10 protein-coding genes are annotated in these 17,546 nt (G+C 68.2%); 5 read left to right on the forward strand and 5 right to left on the reverse strand.

The genetic code is table 11. The features are described from left to right. Window positions 1-98 precede the first annotated feature (98 nt). From JW364_RS00330 to JW364_RS00345, 4 genes are all read right to left on the reverse strand, one after another. Window positions 99-1,307, reverse strand: a complete 1,209-nt coding sequence (locus tag JW364_RS00330; RefSeq protein ID WP_058250942.1) for a DICT sensory domain-containing protein — start codon at window positions 1,305-1,307, stop codon at window positions 99-101. 324 nt (window positions 1,308-1,631) lie between these two features. Then, on the reverse strand, window positions 1,632-2,171 hold the full coding sequence (locus JW364_RS00335; RefSeq protein WP_058250943.1) for a Dps family protein: 540 nt from the start codon (window positions 2,169-2,171) through the stop codon (window positions 1,632-1,634). Window positions 2,172-2,335: 164 nt separating this feature from the next. Next, window positions 2,336-5,647, reverse strand: coding sequence for an arabinosyltransferase domain-containing protein (locus tag JW364_RS00340; RefSeq protein ID WP_165629196.1), 3,312 nt, complete (start codon window positions 5,645-5,647; stop codon window positions 2,336-2,338). Then, window positions 5,640-9,020, reverse strand: coding sequence for an arabinosyltransferase domain-containing protein (locus tag JW364_RS00345; RefSeq protein ID WP_189340083.1), 3,381 nt, complete (start codon window positions 9,018-9,020; stop codon window positions 5,640-5,642). Before JW364_RS00345 ends, JW364_RS00340 begins: the two co-directional genes overlap by 8 nt. Before the next feature lie 443 nt (window positions 9,021-9,463). On the opposite strand from JW364_RS00345, the gene JW364_RS00350 reads away from it, so the two are divergent. Next, a complete protein-coding gene (locus tag JW364_RS00350; protein WP_205333294.1) occupies window positions 9,464-11,167 on the forward strand; it encodes an HNH endonuclease signature motif containing protein in 1,704 nt (567 codons plus the stop codon). 55 nt (window positions 11,168-11,222) lie between these two features. On the opposite strand, the gene JW364_RS00355 is transcribed toward JW364_RS00350, so the two are convergent. Continuing rightward, window positions 11,223-14,651: an arabinosyltransferase domain-containing protein gene (locus tag JW364_RS00355; RefSeq protein WP_165629193.1), complete on the reverse strand. Its 3,429-nt coding sequence runs from the start codon at window positions 14,649-14,651 to the stop codon at window positions 11,223-11,225. 134 nt (window positions 14,652-14,785) lie between these two features. On the opposite strand from JW364_RS00355, the gene aroQ reads away from it, so the two are divergent. From aroQ to JW364_RS00375, 4 genes are all read left to right on the forward strand, one after another. Further along, the gene (gene aroQ, locus JW364_RS00360) at window positions 14,786-15,244 is read left to right on the forward strand and encodes a type II 3-dehydroquinate dehydratase (RefSeq protein ID WP_165629192.1); all 459 of its coding nucleotides are present in this window, start codon (window positions 14,786-14,788) and stop codon (window positions 15,242-15,244) included. A gap of 77 nt (window positions 15,245-15,321) precedes the next feature. After that, window positions 15,322-16,575, forward strand: a complete 1,254-nt coding sequence (locus JW364_RS00365) for a DUF3500 domain-containing protein (RefSeq protein WP_165629191.1) — start codon at window positions 15,322-15,324, stop codon at window positions 16,573-16,575. A 136-nt stretch (window positions 16,576-16,711) separates the two neighbouring features. Then, window positions 16,712-17,194 carry an SRPBCC domain-containing protein gene (locus JW364_RS00370; RefSeq protein WP_165629190.1) on the forward strand — a complete coding sequence of 161 codons (483 nt, stop codon included), beginning with the start codon at window positions 16,712-16,714 and terminating at the stop codon, window positions 17,192-17,194. Further along, a complete protein-coding gene (locus JW364_RS00375) occupies window positions 17,187-17,504 on the forward strand; it encodes a metalloregulator ArsR/SmtB family transcription factor (RefSeq protein ID WP_068971647.1) in 318 nt (105 codons plus the stop codon). Before JW364_RS00370 ends, JW364_RS00375 begins: the two co-directional genes overlap by 8 nt. Window positions 17,505-17,546: the final 42 nt, after the last annotated feature.

Raw genomic sequence — 17,546 nt, forward strand, 5'->3', positions numbered from 1 at the left:
GCGAGGCCGCCGGCTCCCCGCCTGCTGGCCGAGCAGCGTCGTCCGAGCGCAGCGAGGCCGCCGCGTCCGTCGAGGTCACTTCCCGCGCGCGACTCGGATCAGGAGAACCGCATGAGGATCGAGTGCACGGCCTGGGTGACGGTCATGCGGTCGTAGGTCTGCACGAACTCGAAGGTGCGCTCGAGATCGGGACCGGCGTCGTGCTGGTCGCGCGCCGAGAGCAGCGCCGCGAAATGTGGCCCGAGGACGGCGACATTCCACTCGTTGATCAGGTCGTCCTCCGCGTCGAGCGGCGCGCGGTGGACGTTCCCGTCCCGGATGTCGGGCAACCCGACACCGTAGACCCCGGCCAGGCCGGTCTTCTCCGACATCTCCCGCCACCGCTTGGCGGTTCGCGAGGTGAAGTGTTCGGCGAACTGGAAGGTGCCCAGCACGATCGCGGCGCCGCCGATCGCCGCCTGCTCCTCGAGTGCCTTGCTCATCTCGATGAGCAGACGTTTGTTGCCCATACGCGGCGGGATCGAGGTCGACGCGATGCGGTACGGCGTCGACTTGTCCGGGCCGGGGGTGGTCCACACCGGCATCTCGGGCAGCGGCACGACGGTCCGGGTGGCGAGGACGGACGGGTCGGTCACGGCGGGATACAGGTCGCCGATACCGAAGGCGGCGCCCATCGTCTGGGCGGTGATCCGGGTGGCCTCGTCGTCGACGCCCTCGGCGATGACGACGGCATGGCTGCGTTCGGTGTGCGCGGCCAGCGCGTGGGCGAGGTGCGCGGCGTCGGAGTTGGTCTGCGACGTGAGCAGTTCGGCACCGGTGACGATGATGTCGGGTTCGACGAGGGAGAGCAGCGTGGCCGCGTGCTCGCTGCGGACGAGCCCGTCGACGCAGATGATCTTGCCGGCCGCCCGGGCGCGGGCGACGCGGGCGAGTGTCCGCTGCGGGCTGCGTTCGACGGCGTCGGGGAGGATGACCATGACGTGACGTTCGAGGCTTCGCGCCGTCTCGTCGTCGAGGTTGTCGATCAGGTCGAGATCGAGGGAGACCAGCAGCGGCAGGATCTTGGCCAGCGACTGCGCACGTTGGGACGCGGCCATCTTGCGCTTCCGCTCGTCGAGCACAGGGTGTTCTTCGACGAGACGGGCGGCGCGTTTGAGGGCGGCGGCGGTGGCGAGCCGGGTGCCGGCCGGCCCCCGGAGCTGCAGTTCGACGGCGGCGAGAGCGCCATCGGACAGCCGGCAGACCGGCGCGAACTGCATGTGGAGCTCCAGATCATCGAACAGGGTGAATGATCGCGTTTCGGACACACGTGCCTCCCCGTCAGAGCGGAAGAGCGCCCCGATCGATCTGGTGGACGCGGATTGCTTCACATCCTGTTCGCGGCATTAGCCTGTGGTCAGCGTAACAAACCACGAACCGTGGACATGGTCGAGAAGCCCTTGGTTCCTGAGGTCCCAAGCGGCGCAAGGTATTCGGCTGTGAATCCGGGTGCGGGTGTCAGTGCCTGTTCGTAGTTGGTGGGTACAGAGAGGTGTTACCGCGGCCGCGACCAACGGGGCGGAAGGTCGCGGCCGCGGCTCCGGGGCGGGTCCGGGGGTGTGGTGACCCGCTACTCGGTCTGTTGCGCCAGGTCAGCGGGCTGCGTCGGCCGCTGCCTTTTCGCCGCTGGCGCCGGCGTGGGTGAGCTCACCGGTGTAGCTCTCGAGGTGTGCGCGGACGAACCACTGGAATTTCTCCAGTTCGGCGGTCTGTCCGATGAGGATGTCCTCGGTGATCGGATCGATGTCGCCGATCTTCTTGATTCCGTCGCGGTGCGATGTGATGAACCCGTCATAGACCAGGTCGAGCGCGCCGAGGTGGGCCTGCGCGGTGTCGCGTCCGATGGAGTAGTCGTTCCACGAGCGGTCGTTCTCGATCGCCTTGGCGGTGCCCTTCGGCGACGCGCCGAGCGTGGCGATGCGTTCGGCGATGGTGTCGGCGTAACCGCGGACGAGCTCGACCTGAGGGTCAATCATCTCGTGCACGCCGATGAAGTTCGCGCCGACCACGTTCCAGTGGATGTGCTTGAGGGTGAGGTGCAGGTCGTTCAGCGCGCTGAGACGCTCCTGCAGGATGCCCACGACCTCGTTGGCGGCTTCGTTGCTGAGTCCAGGTGCGGTGAATGAAGGCATGACTCGAAGCTAGGCCGGTTTCGACGGAGTGACGAGGACTGCCGGCCATGAGTGACGGAACCGAGACAGCACATCACAGTGAGATAACGAAGGCCTCGAGCGTGTTTGCCGCACCGACCGTGGGGAACGGGAAATCCCAGGTCGGCGCGGTGTCAGACACCAGGTCAATACCCGCTGGAGCGCATCGGCGCGGGGTCGTACAACCCTGAACGGCGAGCCGTCCCGAGGTCCAGTTCCGCAGCCGGCGCCGGGATGATCTCGGTGAACTTCTGCAGCCCGCCCCAGTCGCGTCCCCAGTTGTTCCGGAGGTACGTCGGCAACAGGGTCGGTCGCAGCATCGCCTCGGTGATGCCGAGCGGACCGCCCGCGGTGCCCGACATCCAGGTCTGGCTGTTCTTCCGGGTGGCCTCGGCGTCGGGCATGATTCGCCATTGCGGTACCTCGAGGACGCCGTTGCGCACCTTCATCGGCTGCTGACACGGGAAGACCATGCCGGGCAGCCAGTCGATGAAGACCGGGTCGGTCTGGCCGACGACGTCGTTGAGGGTGGCCAGGGTGCTGACCCGCGGTGGCGTCACCGCGACCCATTCCGACGGTGCGGCCGCGGTGTCGGCGACCTCGACCCGGACGACATTCGCCCGCGGCGGTGAGTCGGCGAGCGGGAACCGCAGGTTGCGCCAGGTGGGGGTCTCGCCGATGTCGATCGGGAACATCCGGCCCAGCGCGCTCACCCGCCCGTCGGCCTCCACGCGGCCGAACTGCATCGTGACCTTCTGGCCGGCGTGCACGACCCCGATGCCGTCGACCGCCTCGACCGATCCGGCGACCGCCATCGTCAGCAGCGGGGTGTCGTCGGAACGTTCGGGCAGCCGGTACCAGTCCGAGGTCAGCGAGCCGGTACCCGACGGCGAGCCGTAGCTGCCCAGGACGGGGGTCTGGGCGGGGTTCAGGCCGAACGGCAGACGCACCGTCGACCCGTTGACGCCTCGTGCACCCTGACCACCTTCGGTGCCGCCCTGCGCGGACGAGCTGTCGCCGGATTCGTCTGAGCCGGCGCCGGTCTGGGCGCTGTTCTGCGCGCCGGAGGTGGTCGACGACTGGGTGTCTTCGGTGGCGTCGACGGACAGGCGATCGGGTACGCCGTTCGGGGAGAAGCCCGTCGCGTCCGGTCCGGCCAGCGCCGCGGCGATGCCGGGGGCGGGCCGGCCGTCGACGGCCGCGGGCTGCAGCAGTCCGGCGGTCGGATCGGCCTCGACGAGAACGTCGTTGGCCAGCCCACACGAGTTCCCGGTGAGAGCGCGTGCGTTGGACTTCATCCACGACCACGAATCACGTTGCTCGTAGGCGCCTTTCGCGAACGAAGCGACCATGAACAGCACCATCAGCCCGGAGATGACCGGCAGCGGCGAGAACTTGAGCTTCGAATACCACTTGTCGGCCCCGCGCGTACGGGTCTGTTCGTCGACGAAGTCGTCGCGGAAGTGGAACCACAGGCCGGCAAGTGCGGTGGCGACCGCGGCGGCGAGGATGAACCAGGCGATGTTGATGCCGCCCACCGTCGGCGGGCGATCCCACCACGGGACGCCGTAGCTGCCGACGAACCACCAGCCGTTGGTGCCGGCGAACGAGATCCCCGTGATCGCGAGCACCGCGGCGGCGAAGAAGCTGCGATTGCGTCGCGACCGCAGCACGGCCGGCGCCATCATGGCGCCCGCCGCGGCGGCGAGGCCCGCGGCGATGCCCGCGTACACACCGAAGTGGTGGGTCCACTTGGTCGGCGTGAAGGCGATGAAGAACATCGTGCCGAGGGTGACGGCGACCAGTCGCCAGATAGGTGCGCGCGCAATGCCGTTGGGATGCTCCCGCCGAAGTAGGCGGAGCAACACGACGAACAGGCACAGGATCATCGCCAGCACGCCGAAGCGTCGTGCGAGCGTGCCGTCGGCGGTCGGCAGGATCAGGTAGTAGTACCGGATCGGTTCCTGCCACCACTCCAGCGTCGGGCCGACGTCGGAGGCGACCTTGTTACCCGCGATGAGCGGGGCGAGCGGCTGATCGGCGAAGATCTGGAACAGTACCGCGGTGCCGGCCGCCAGGATGGGCGCGAGCATCGGCAGCAGGCCGTCCCGGGACCGGCGCGACACCAGGGTCTTCACGATCGGTCGGATCCCGGCGAGCAGTGCGGCGACCGCCATCAGACCGCCGGGCGCGAGCGCGAGGGTGAAGGCGGCGGTGACCACCGCGACGGCGTAGGGGAGCAGTCGGCGAGTGGCGATCGCGCGTTCCACGCAGCACCAGGTGAGCAGAGCGCCGACGGCCTCGGCCGGTTCCGGACGCAGACCGTTGTTGAACGGCAACCAGATCGCGAGGAAGACGAACGCGGCCGACCACACCGCCGGCGTGCTGTGCCGCACCGCGCGGCCCAGGCGCGGGATGACCTCTCGGCTGATGAGCCACCAGCCCAGCAACCCGAGGAGGAAGGCCGGTAGTCGCATGAACGGTGCCGCGACGCTCACGTCCGTCATGGCCGAGATGACCTGGAAGTGCCAGCCGAACGGGTCCTGTGGCACACCGAAGTAGCGGAAGTAGTTGTCGGCGTACCCGGCGTCTCCGGTGATCCGGCCGACGATGAAGTTGTAGCCGTCGTCGGAGGTGTTGGCGCCCGCGAACCACCAGAAGGCGAGAATCGCGAACACCGCGACATCGGGCGGCCGGATCGTGAACCAGCCCGACGGCAGGAAACGCTTGTGGCTGCGGCCGTCCCGGCGATCGAGGATGCCGAGCGCGATCAGCGAGACGATCGTCATGAGGATGCCGAGCACGATCGCGGTGAGCTTCAGCAGGGTCGGGGTGCTGACGTAGCGGGTGTCGATGGTGGCGCGCAGCGACAACCCGTCACGAGAGACATCGGCGGGCAGATCGCTGTAGACGCCGACGATCTGGGGACGCATCTCGTGGTCGGCCAGCGCGAAGCCGTGCGCGGCGCCGGAGTCCGCGGCCGGTTCGGGCAGGCCCTCGAATCGTCCGCTCACCCCCTCGCCGTCGGCCCGGAAGACGATGCGACAGTTCGGATTCGATTGCGCGGCCGCTCGATCGGTGTTCAGCAGGGCGACGTTGCGGTCGGTGAGGGTCAGTGCGTCGGACGTCGCCCGGACGAAGAGCCCGCGGGCCCCGGCGTCCTGGCCGCCTTCGGGGATCGTCGACAGCAGTACTCCGCCCTGGTCGGGCAGGCGGGTGGCGAGTGCACATGGCACCGACGTCTCCATGTCGATCGGCACGAAGGAGACCAGCGGGGCGGCGACATCGGAGACGTCGCCGCCCTGCGGCCACTGCAGTTCGGCGGTCGACTGGTTCACCGGCAACAGCGGGGTGAGGATCGCCAACAGGAATCCGAGCAGACCGGTGACGGTCGCGACGATCTTCGGGTTGACCGTGGTCGCCAGACGGGACGTACGAGGCGTACGGGACTCACTCATCGGATTGGGGCTCCACCCTGATCGAGCCGGCTCGTGACCAGCCCCATTGCGTCGTCTGTGCCGTGTCGATCCGCGCATCCGGTGCGTCGGACACGAGCGGGGTCAGCTTCTCCAGTGCGCCCCAGTCGCGCACCCAGTCGTCCTGCAGGTACGTCGAGACCGCCGACGCGGACGTGGCGGCCTCCGAGATCCCCAGCAACCCGCCGTCCACGCCGGCCTGCCATGTCTTGGACTGGGAATTGGTCAGCGGATAGTCACCCAGGATGCGCCACTGCGGGACCTGGGCGACGCCGTGGGACACACCCATCGGCCGCTGGCACGGGAAGTGCGACGCCACCCCGAAGTCGATGAGGGTGGGTGCCGTCGAGCCGACGACCGCCTGCAGCGTCTGCAACTGCGGTGCGCGCGGCGGGGTGATCCCGATGAACTGCTTCTCGCCGAGGTTGTTGTCCTGCAGCGACAATCGCATCACGGTCGCGCGCGGCGGGGCGGCCGACATCGGTACGCGCATGTTGCGCCAGGGCATGTTCAGGATCACGGGACCGGGGTCGATGGGCAGGATGTCGGGGCCGACCTGTTCGAAGTTCCCGTCCGCACCCGGGCGGCCGAACTGCACCACCATCTTTTGCCCGAAGTTGCGTACGCCGAAGGTGTCGATGGTCGAGACGGCGCCCGCGGTGCTGAACACCAGCAGCGGTGACGCCGCGCGGTCGGCGGGCAGGTCGTACCAACCGGTCGTGAGCCGGGCCTCGCCCGGATACCCGTAGCTGCCCAGGACCGGCGTGGTGGCGGGGTCGAGCCCGTACGGCAACTTGGCGGTGGAACCGTTCACGGTTTCCAGTCCGCGCCCGCCGGTGGTCCCGGCGCCCAGCCCGCCGGTGATCGCGAACGGGCGGGCCATACTCGCCGACACGTTCATCTGTCCGGGGCGCTGGCTACCCGGCTCGGGCTGGAGGTCGTCGGGAATCCCGTTCGGGGAGAACCCGACCGGGTTCTCGCCGCGCAGCGCCTGCGTCGTGGTGGCGCCGCCGGCCGGGGTGAGCATGCCGGCGTTGGGATCGAGTTCGACGAGGACATCGTCGGCGAGGCCACAGCTGTTGCCGCGCAGCGTGTTCAGGTTCTCGGCGAGTGCGGTCGACGCCGGATACCGGGTCACCGCGGCTTTGGCGAACAGCAGTAACTCCACGATCACCAGCAGACCGGCGATCACCGCCAGTGGTGAGGAGGCGAGAAAGAGCCGTCGGCGATCGGCTCGGGTCTCGCCGGGCCCGGTGTCGGCATGTGCGAGACCGCGATTGGTCACGTAGTCCAGCCGCAGGTGTTGCCAGACCGCGACCGCGGCCGCGATCACGGCGAGGATGAGGAACAGCGTCGACGCCTGGTAGCCGGCGATGACGGGGGCGCGGTCGAACCAGGAGATGCCGTATTCGTAGAGGAACGGCCACGAGTTGTAACCGGCCATCGCGGCGGCCATCGCGAACAACAGTCCGGAGACGAAGACCGTCAGGTTTCGCGCCGAACGCGCCGCCGACTGGGCCACGGCGACGGTGGCCGCCGCCGCGATCGCCGCCGCCAGCCCGGCGAGCACGCCGAACTGGATGGTCCACTTGGTCGGCGTGAACGCGAACAGGAGGAGGGTGACCCCGACGGCGCCGATGAGACGCCAGACGGGTCCCGGGTCGACTCCGCGAATCCTCGTGCGCCGCAACATGACCGCGACCGTGACGAACAGGCCGGCGAGCAGCAGGAGCAGCGGTACGCGACGGGTGAGGGCGCCGTCGTCGGTGACGACCGAGATGAAGTAGTACCGCAGGAACTCCTGATGCCAGGAGATGACCGGCCCGACCGAGTAGCGCAGCTTGATCGCTTCGAGGACGGTGGCCAGGGTCTGATCGCGGAACACCACGATGAGCACCACCATGCTGGCGGCGGCGATCGGCGCGAGGAGGGCGAGCGTTGCCGCCCAGCGGGATCCGTCCATCCGGTTCCGTCGGTCGATGAGGATGTGCAGCAGTGAGCGGGCCGCCACCAGCAGGATGGCCACGCCGACGACGCCGTGCGGGGCGAGCGCCAGGGTGAAGCCCGCGACGAGGGCGGCCAGTGCCGCTGGCAGGAGCCGCCGGGTCGCGATGGCGTATTCCGCTGCCCACCAGGTCAGTAGCGAACCGAGGACGATGATCCCCTCGCTGCGCAAGCCGCTGCAGAACGGCAACCAGAACGCGGTGAACGTCAGGGCGCCCGCCCAGATGGCCCACGAACTGCGCCGCACCGCGGGGCCGAGGCGTGGCAGCAGCACCCGGCTCAGGACGAACCACGACACGAGTCCGGCGACGAGTTGCGGGATGTGCATCCACAGCACCGACGGCGAGACCGACGACCACGCCGCAAGGAAGCTGTAGTACCAGTCGAACGGTGCTTCGGGGATGCCGTAGAAGCGGTAGTAGTTGGCGAGGTAGCCGAAACCGTCGGCGGTACGGCCCATGTTGAGGATGTAACCGTCGTCGGGCGAACCGGCCCCGAGGACGCTCCAAACCAGCAGGATCGCGGTGACGACCAAGTCGCTGGCCCGGGGTTTCAGTGAATGCCACCACGAGCGGGTGCGCGCGCCGATCCGCCGGTGGTACCCGCCGATGCGGTCGAGCAGCCCGAGCGCGACGACGGCGACGAGTACCGACAGCGCGGCGAGCACCATCACGATGATCTTGAGGATCGACGGGGACGACTCGTACCGGTTGTCGATGGCCACCTGCACGCGCAGGCCGTTACCAGCGGCGTCGCGTGCCTGTTCCGGGCTGAGGTTGCTGAAGATGCCGTCGACCTGCGGGCGGCGGTCCGGCGGCAGGGTCGTCGACTCGCCGAGCCCGACGAACTGCGCACCCGGGCCGGTGGGGGCGGAGAAGATGCGCAAGTCCGAACATCGGCTCAGGTCGGCGCGGGAGGCGGTCGCGGCGAGACTGTTCCGGAAGGTCACGGTGATCGCGGCGTCGGTGGCGGTGACCCACAGCGACGACGACTTCGAGCGTGGTGCATTGGTCGGCATCGTGGCGAGGACCACGCCGTCCGGTGCCGACGCCAGCGTCGCGCACGGAATGCGGGCGTCGAGGGTCTGCGGGGTCTGCGCGATGAGCGGCGCCATCACCGACGACGTGTCGGCGTTCAGATCCTGCCCGGCCGGCCACTCGAAACCGGCGTCGACGGCCTTGACCGGCAGCAGCGGGGTGAGGGCACACAGCACGATGCCGGCGATCCCCGCCACGATCGCGATCCACCGGGCGGTGCCCGCGGAAATCCTGGTCCCGTGCCCCGACGATTCCGGCCCCGACGAGGACGGTTCGGCGGAATCCTCAGGCGAGGTCGGGGCTGTCACAGGCACGGTGCCTCATCGTAAGCGACGTCCCCCGGGGTACCTAGGGCCCACCCCGCGGCTCTGGAGGTTGGTGACGGCCTCCGCAGGCTCCGGTCTCCCTCTGGGAGCAGTAAGTGGGCCCGCTCCGAGCACAACAGTTCTTTCGCAGTCCACGACGGCCGTCAGGCCACAGCTGCTGAGGGGCGGCCGGAGCTTGCGGAGGGCGCGTCAACCCCCTGCTCCCTGAGGAGCGTCCGGAGCTTGCGGAGGGCGCGTCACGAAGGGTTCCGCACTGCAAAGACAGTTCTCGCCCGCGGGCGGACACTACCAGCAACCACCGACAATTTAAGGTGGCAACTCCGCGCAGCAAAGATTCTGTTGGACAACGTATTTCGAGCTGCCGTTTACCCTTCTTTCGTGTACAGTCGAACGTACATTCGCAGCACGGGTTCTCGGGGGAGGTGACCGTCATGTTCGATTCCCAGCAGGTCGTCGGCACCGACGCGCCTTCGCCTCGTGTGGTCGAGTTGGTGGCCGATCTCCACCGCACCCTCGACAAGTTGCAGACCGTGGATCTGTCGCCGTGTACCGATGCCGAACTCGCTGAGGTGGCCGCGGAGACCGAACGCGCCATCGCTCGTCTGACCGTTGCCGGTGACCGGCAGATCGATCAGGCCGTCGCTCGCGACCTGCCCCGCAAGGCCGGCTGCCGCACCCTCATGCAGTACATGACGCACCAGCTACGAGTGTCGAACCCGATGCGCCGCCGTAAGCAGATGGACGCCACCGCCCACCGGACCAGCCTCGGCGGCGAGGTCCTCCCACCCGAATACCCCTGCCTCGCCGAAGCGTTCGCACACGGCGCGGTCGGCACCGCGCACGTGCAGGCCGCATTGGATGTCCTCGACCGCATCCCGGTCGCCGTCGACCACGACATCAAGGTCGCCGCTGAGCGGCAGATGGCCGAGATCGCCACCGACCACACCCCCGCTGAGATCACCCAACTCGGTGCCCGCCTGCTCGCCCACCTCGACCCCGACGGCACCCTGACCGACGACACCGACCAGAAACGACGCCGCGGCCTGTGGATCGGTCGGCAACGCGCCGATGGCACCGCCAAGATCTCCGGCACCCTGACACCCGCACTCGCCGCCCGACTCACCATGATGTTCGCCGTGTGGGGCAAACCCGGACTCAACAACCCCGACGACCCCGCCTCGCCCAGCGGGCCGGCCGGTGCCGCCGACCCCGACGCCCTGGCCACCGCAGCCGACCGCGACGGCCGCACCCTCGCCCAGTCCAATCACGACGCGCTCGACGCTGCACTCGCCGCAGGTTTCGCCGACGGCGCACTCGGCACCTCGCACCGCGGCCTGCCCGTCCAACTGATCATCAAAGCCGACCTCGGCGACCTCGTCCGCGAAGCCGGACTCGCGACCACCGCCACCGGAACCCTGCTGCCCATCCGGGACTTGATCGCGATGGCCGGTGACGTCCAGCCGTGGTTGGCGATCTTCAAAGACGCCACCACTGTGCCGCTGCACTTCGGGCGCGGCAGACGTCTGGCCACCCGCGAACAGCGCCTCGTCTCTTTCGCCCGCCCCGACGGGGAAGTGTGCTCGGCACCCGGGTGTGATCAGCCCGCCACCCAGGTCGACATGCATCACGCCCACAGGGATTGGGCCAAGGGCGGTCTCACCGACATCGACGACCTCGCCCCGGCCTGCCCGCGACATAACCGGATGGTCGGTGACCAGCCCGGGCAGTACACCACCCGCATCGCCCGGTCCGGACCCGACGAAGGCCGCTGCCTGTGGCGGTTGAACGCCGAACCTGGCGCACCGCCCAACCCCGAGCGCCTCAACCGCCGACCCGACATACCCCGGCGGTTCGCAGAACACCTGAACACCGTGCGCAACGACATCCACGGACCTGCCACCAGGCCCGGCGATGAGTCACGCCCGACCCTTCGTGACGCGCCCTCCGCAAGCTCCGGGCGCTCCTCAGGGAGCAGCGGGCGCCCCGACGCCGTCGGCTACGGCGACCGCGGCCTCCGTCTCGAACTCGCTTATCGCGAACTGGTCCATCCGCGAACACCGCCGGAGCACCTCACCAGCCCACCGCTGACCCCGGTCGAAGCAGAACTCGCACGCATACTCACCGACCACCGGTGACGGCAAAGCAGATCGCCGCGCCGACTACCACCGCGGCGACCGGGCCGTCGAACCGTCAGTGCCGCAACGGCGCGGGACTCCACAGTCCGCTGCGGGTGGCGGTGCCGGTCTCGATCTCGGCGAGCGTGTCGACGTCGCCGTATGGCTCGTAGCGTTCGAGGGCGCCCCAGTCGCGTCCGATGTCGGCCATCAGATAGGTCGGCACCGCCGTCGCCTGCTGGGAGACCTCGAGCCAGCCGAGGGGGCCGCCGCCGAAGCGGTTCTGCCACGCCGACACCGCGGCTGCCAGGTCTGAGCCCGGCTTGATGCGCCACTTCGGGATCTCCGCGACCCCGACGTCGTGGGTGAACGGGCGCTGGCACGGGAACGCCAGGCCCGAAGTCCAGTCGATGTGGACCGGATCGGTGCTGCCGACCACGTCCTGCAGGGTGTCCATCTGCGGGATCCGTGGCGGGGTGAGCACGATGAACCGGTCCTCGGCGAGGTTGTCGTCGGTCGCGACGATCCGCACGGCGGTGGTGTCGGACGGCAGCTCGTCGGTGTTGTAGCGCAGGTTGCGCCACGACGGGCGCGGGCCCGGGTCGATGAGTTCGGTGTCGCCGGCGGCCTCGAGGTCGGCATCGCGGGTGTCGGGACCGATCGGGTCCGCGGTGTACTCGAGCATCACGTTCGGATTGTCGTACTCACCGGCCACCGACATCGTGAGCAGCGGGCGGTCCCGCCAATCCGACGGTAGCGCGTACCACCCGGAGGTGAGGCGGGCCGGGACCTGGTCGAGCTTGGAGTAGCTGCCCATGACCGGCGTCGAGGCGGGATCGAGGAAGAACGGGAGCGCCGCGGTGCTGCCGTTGATCCCGGGTTCGGCGATCTCGCCGCCGCCGGTACCGCCGGGGTTGGAGTTGACGATGTCGGGGGACTGCCAGACGTCGCCGGACAGGACACCCAGCGACCCCTCGCTGGCTGTCGACTCGAGTGCTGTCGGCACACCGTTGGGGGAGAATCCCGAGGTGGACGGCACGCTGCCCGGTGCGGGCGGTGGTCCGCCGAGAGGGTTGGGCAGCGTCGGGTCGACCGGGCGGAGCATGTCGCGGTCGGGGTCGGACTCCACCCAGACCTTGTCGGCCATCCCGCACGGGTTGCCGGCGACGGCGGCGAAGTTGGACCGGGGTACCGAGTACGACGAGCTCTGGTGGATGCCGGCGAAGATCGCGGTGACGATCTGGAAGACGACCACCGCCATCGCCAGATAGGCCAGCGGGGCGGCCGCCATCGAGGCGACCAGTCGTCGGTACCACCGCTGATGCGCGGCGTCGGCGCCGGTGGATTCCTCGACGTGCGGATCGGTCCCGGTGAACGGCTCGCGGAAGTGGAACCACAGTGCGACCAGCAGCAGGGCGAGCGCGGCATAGAGCAGCACGCTGCCGAGCATGATGCCGCCGATCTTGACCTGCTCGACGCCCCACGGCATGCCCCACGCGGAGTAGTAGTAGTACGAGTTCGGCGCGGTGAAGGCGAGACCGCCGATGAACAGGACGAGCGCGCAGAACAGGGTGCGGTTTCGCCTCGAATGCATGGACTGCTGGCTGGCGGCGATGGCCGCGATCGCGGCGAGGGCGGCCGCGATACCGGCGAAGACGCCGAAGTGGTGGGTCCACTTGGTGGGCGTGAACATGAGGAACACCAGCGATGCGAAGGTGATCGCGACGATGCGGCGGGTCGGGCCGATGGCGGTGCCGGGGATGCGGTTCTTGCGGACCAGCACTGCCGCCGAGACGACCAAGCCCAGGATCATGGCCAGTACCGCGAACCGACGGGCGATGGAACCGTCGGCAGAGAAGGCGAAGAGCGCCGAGTAGCGACCGATCTCGTTGTACCAGCTCATCGACGGCCCGAGCGCCGACTTCATGCTCGATGCCTCGACGAACGACCGCAGGGTCAGGTTCGAGAACACGACGAAGACGACGAAGGTGCCGGCGGCGAGGATCGGCGCGATGAGCGCCACGAACGACCATCGCAGCGAGCGCTTGCTTTCGCGGTCGGCGGTCTCGGGATCGCCGGATGCCGATCCCGCGGATTCGGTGTCAGCGGAGGACAGTTCGGCGACGACGCGGGCTCGCTTGATGAGCGCCATGATCATCGGGCGTGCGCCGGCGATCAGTGCCGCCACCGCGAGCAGGCCCGTCGGGCCGGCGGCGATGCTGAACGCTCCGATCAGGCACGCGACGGCGGCCGGCAGCATGCGACCGGTGGCGATGGCCCGTTCGACGGAACACCAGGTCAGCAGGGCGCCCAGGCAGATGATCGGTTCGGGGCGCAGGCCGTTGTTGAAGGGGAACCAGCACGCGAGGAACGCGAACGCCGCCGTCCAGGCGACCATCGGGCGGGTCAGCGCGGCACGTCCCAGGCGGGGCAGAACCTCGTGACTGACGATGAGCCACACCAGGATTCCGCACAACAGTGCGGGCAGACGCATCCACGGACTCGCCACCGAGATGTGGCTGAGCAGTCCGAAGACCTGGTAGTACCAGCCGAACGGCGCCTCGGGTGCGCCGTACCAGCGGAAGTAGTTCGCGGTGTAGTCGCTGTCCTGGGCCACCCTCGACATGGTCAGGAGGTAACCGTCGTCGGAGGTGTTGGGCCCGATCATGTGCCACACGATCAGCGCGCCGATCACCACATAGTCGCGCGCATTGAGTCGCCACCACCGTGCCGGGAAGATCCGACGATGCCGTCGGCCGTCGGTCGAGTCCAGTGCTGCCAGGGCGGACAGAGCCAGTAGCGTCGACGCCACTCCGACGATCACGACCAGCCACTTCGAGATGGTCGGCGCGGTGTTGTAGCGCGAATCGATGGTGACGTGGGCGTCGAGTCCCGCGATGTCGGCCGCCGGCCCGGTGAGATCGGTGAAGAGGCCGGTCACCTGGGGGCGCTGGTCGGACGAATACTTGAAGGCCTCTGTGTCCTCGGTCGTGCCGGCGAGTGGCTCGTCCTCGCCGTCCTCGTTCCGGATGCCGCTCGTCATGCCGACGAATTCGGCGGTCACCGCGTCGGAATCGGCATGCACGACGATCTCTCGGCACCCCTGGTCGCGCATGTCCTGCAGCGTCGCCGACACCAGCGAGACGTTGCGGATGACCACCTCGACGCCCTGCCGGTCCAGGGGCGCATCGGCAGCACCGGTCTTGCGGATGAACAGGCCGCGCTCACCGGACTTCGGTGCCTGCTTGGGAGTCGTCGAGAGCAGCACCGACCCGCCGGGCGGCAGGGCGTTCACAGCGGTGCAGGGAATCGAGACGTCGAGGTCGACGGGCGTGTAGCCGATCAGCGGGGCCGACACCGAACCGATCTGACCGTTCTGCGGCCAGTCGATCTCGGCCGTTCGCTGCGACACCGGCATGAGGGGAGTCGCGAGTGCGAGCAGGAATCCGAGTAGACCGGTGACGATGGCGACGATCCTCGCTCGTCGAACGGTCTGCGCTGGCACAAAGAGAGATGGTAGCCGTTGGGATGTCTCGCCCCCGTCGGCGGCGGTGCGGGCACGACGGGCGGGTGCTCACGGTCGCGCCGCGGCGACGCAGGAACGCCGATCGCCAGGTCAGGGCCAGTAAGGTGAACGCCATGTCCGACGCCGAGGTGCCCGACCGTCTGCCGATCCTGCTGCTCAACGGCCCCAACCTGAACACTCTCGGCACCCGGGAGCCGGCCGTCTACGGCTCGGACACCCTGGCCGACGTGGTCGACCTGGCCAAGCGCACCGCCGCCGAACTCGGTTTCGGTGTACGCGCGGCGCAGACCAATCACGAGGGGCAGATGCTCGACTGGATCCACGAATCCGTCGGCGAGATCAGCGGCATCGTCATCAACCCCGGGGGATGGACACACACCTCGGTCGCCCTCGCCGATGCGCTGGTCGTCCCCGATGTCCCGATCCTCGAGGTGCACATCAGCAACGTCCATCGGCGCGAGGCATTCCGGCATCACTCCTATGTGTCACCGATCGCCGCCGGGGTCATCGCCGGTTTCGGCATCCGCGGTTACGAATTCGCGGTTCGCCGACTCGTCGATCTGGTCGGCTGACCAGAGCGGCACGGTTCCCAGGAACCGTCCAGGTTTCTCCCAGGGAGGGAGCAGTGGGCGCCGATAGCTTTCGTCGTATGCACAAGCGAACCTCTGCCTCTGCCCCTGCCTCTTCTCCTCGCCGCGTGCGCGTCGCCATCGTGTCGGCGCTGCTGGCCGGGGGCCTGCTCCTCGGTGGCTGCACCACCGACGCTCCCAGCACGTCATGGGCCTCGACCTCTGCGTCTTCGTCCGTGTCCTCCTCGATCACCACCGAAGACGCGTCAACCACCGCCACCACGATCTCGTCGTCCGCCGAAGCCGCTCAGGCGTTCCTGGCCACCCTGTCCGATGAACAACGCGAGCAGGTCCTCTACGACTACGACGACGAGACCAAGACGACGTCGTGGTCGAACTTCCCGGTCACCTTCGTCGACCGCGCCGGGGTGAACCTCGCAGATCTGTCCGACGAGCAGCGGGCCGCCGCGATGAAGGTCCTGGAAGCGCTCCTCAGCGACGAGGGCTACGCCACCGTCACCGGAATCATGGGCGGTGACGAATATCTTCATGAGAAGAGCAGTTCGACGGAGGAGTCGCTCGGCCAGTACTACATCGCCTTCTTCGGCGATCCGTCTGATTCGAGTGCCTGGGAGATCCAGTTCGGCGGGCACCATCTCGGCATCAACGCCACACTCGATGGCGCGGCCGATGAGATCACCTTCGCTCCCACACATCTGGGAATTCAGCCGGCGGTGTACACCGATTCCGACGGCAACGAGGTCCAACCGTTCGACGGCATCTACACCACGGCGTTCGCGTTCTACGACAGCCTGACCGACGAACAAAAGGCAACCCTGTACCAGGGGTCGACCGTCGCGAACATGGTGTGCGCTCCCGGAAGCACTTGTGATTACCCCACGGGGACAGGAATTTCGGGCGCTGATCTGACCGATGAGGAGAAGAAGCTGCTGCTCGACGTCATCGCGAACTGGGTGGGCCTGTCCGACGAGGAGACGACCTCCGAGGCGCTCGCCGAGATCGAAGCGACGCTCGACGAGACCTACATCAACTGGTCGGGAGCCACCGTCTACGACATGACACAGGGTGATGGTATCTACTTCCAGATCTCCGGCCCCGACGTGTACATCGAATTCGCCGCCCAGCAGGGTTCCGCCGGTGCCGATGTCGAGGGCGTCACGACGTCGGGCTGGGGACACGTCCATACGATTTATCGCGATCCCGGCAACGACTACGCCGGCAGCGTGACCCAGCAAGCCGCCACCGGCATGGCCGGAGGAGCGGGCGGTCCCGGCGGGCAGGCTCCGGCTGGATCTCGCCCCGCCAGTGGTTAGTTGTCAGCCTCGGGCAGCCGCCGTCACGCGACTCGCGAGTCCAGAACTCATCGACTAGCGCAACCGTAGGGTTGCAGAACCTCCGGACTACTGCAACTATGGAGTTGCAGCAATCAACTTAGGCGAGGGAGTATCGATGAGCGAGAACACAACCACACATGACGTGAACGATTCGGCGACAGGAGAATTCGACCGGATCGAGCGCGAGATCGCGATCGACGCACCCGCCGACCGGGTCTGGTCTCTGGTCAGCGAACCGGGATGGTTCATCAACGACAAGGCGATCACCGAGCACCGGATCGAACGCGACGGCGACCTGTCGACCATCCACGACCCGGTCCACGGCGCCTTCACCTTCCGCACCGTCGAACTCGACGAGCCGCGTTACGCGGCGTTTCGATGGCTCGCCGATGCCGCTGATCCGCAATCGGATTCGACGCTCGTCGAGTTCTGGATCACGCCGGCGGACTCCGGCGTGCTCCTCAAGGTCGTGGAGTCCGGTTTCTCGTCGCTGCCGGGAACGGAAGCGGAGCGACGCGCACGGTTCGACGGCAACAACGAGGGATGGACCATCGAACTCGAGCTGGCCCGAACACATCTCGGCGGCGTGCATGCCTGACGTCGCTCCCGTCGAGGTCTTCGCCGCGCTGTCCGACGAGAGCCGATGGCAGATCCTCACGCGACTGGGTTCGGAACCCGCGTCCGCGTCACATCTCGCGGCCGAACTCCCGATCAGCAGGCAGGCGATCGCGAAACACCTTCGGGTCCTCACCGAGGCGGGGCTGGTGACGTCCTCACGTGTCGGCCGCGAGATCCGTTACGAAGCCGTGGGGGCACAGCTGTCGCGGGTTGCGCATCGGCTCGACACCATCGGCCGTGGTTGGGATCGCCGTCTGGCCGACATCAAACTCCGCGCCGAAGAGGGCTGAGCCGCAGGATAGTTCTCGCCTGAGGCGCGAGGGGCGTGACCA

This window comes from Gordonia sp. BP-119 (assembly GCF_016924115.1).
In the GTDB taxonomy this organism is placed as follows: Bacteria; Actinomycetota; Actinomycetes; order Mycobacteriales; family Mycobacteriaceae; genus Gordonia; species Gordonia hongkongensis.

Coding starts and splice junctions, on each gene's coding strand:
- JW364_RS00335 (WP_058250943.1), bottom strand. CDS start 2,171: ATGCCTTCATTCACCGCACCTGGACTCAGCAACGAAGCCGCCAACGAG.
- JW364_RS00340 (WP_165629196.1), bottom strand. CDS start 5,647: ATGAGTGAGTCCCGTACGCCTCGTACGTCCCGTCTGGCGACCACGGTC.
- JW364_RS00350 (WP_205333294.1), top strand. CDS start 9,464: ATGTTCGATTCCCAGCAGGTCGTCGGCACCGACGCGCCTTCGCCTCGT.
- aroQ (WP_165629192.1), top strand. CDS start 14,786: ATGTCCGACGCCGAGGTGCCCGACCGTCTGCCGATCCTGCTGCTCAAC.
- JW364_RS00365 (WP_165629191.1), top strand. CDS start 15,322: ATGCACAAGCGAACCTCTGCCTCTGCCCCTGCCTCTTCTCCTCGCCGC.
- JW364_RS00370 (WP_165629190.1), top strand. CDS start 16,712: ATGAGCGAGAACACAACCACACATGACGTGAACGATTCGGCGACAGGA.
- JW364_RS00375 (WP_068971647.1), top strand. CDS start 17,187: ATGCCTGACGTCGCTCCCGTCGAGGTCTTCGCCGCGCTGTCCGACGAG.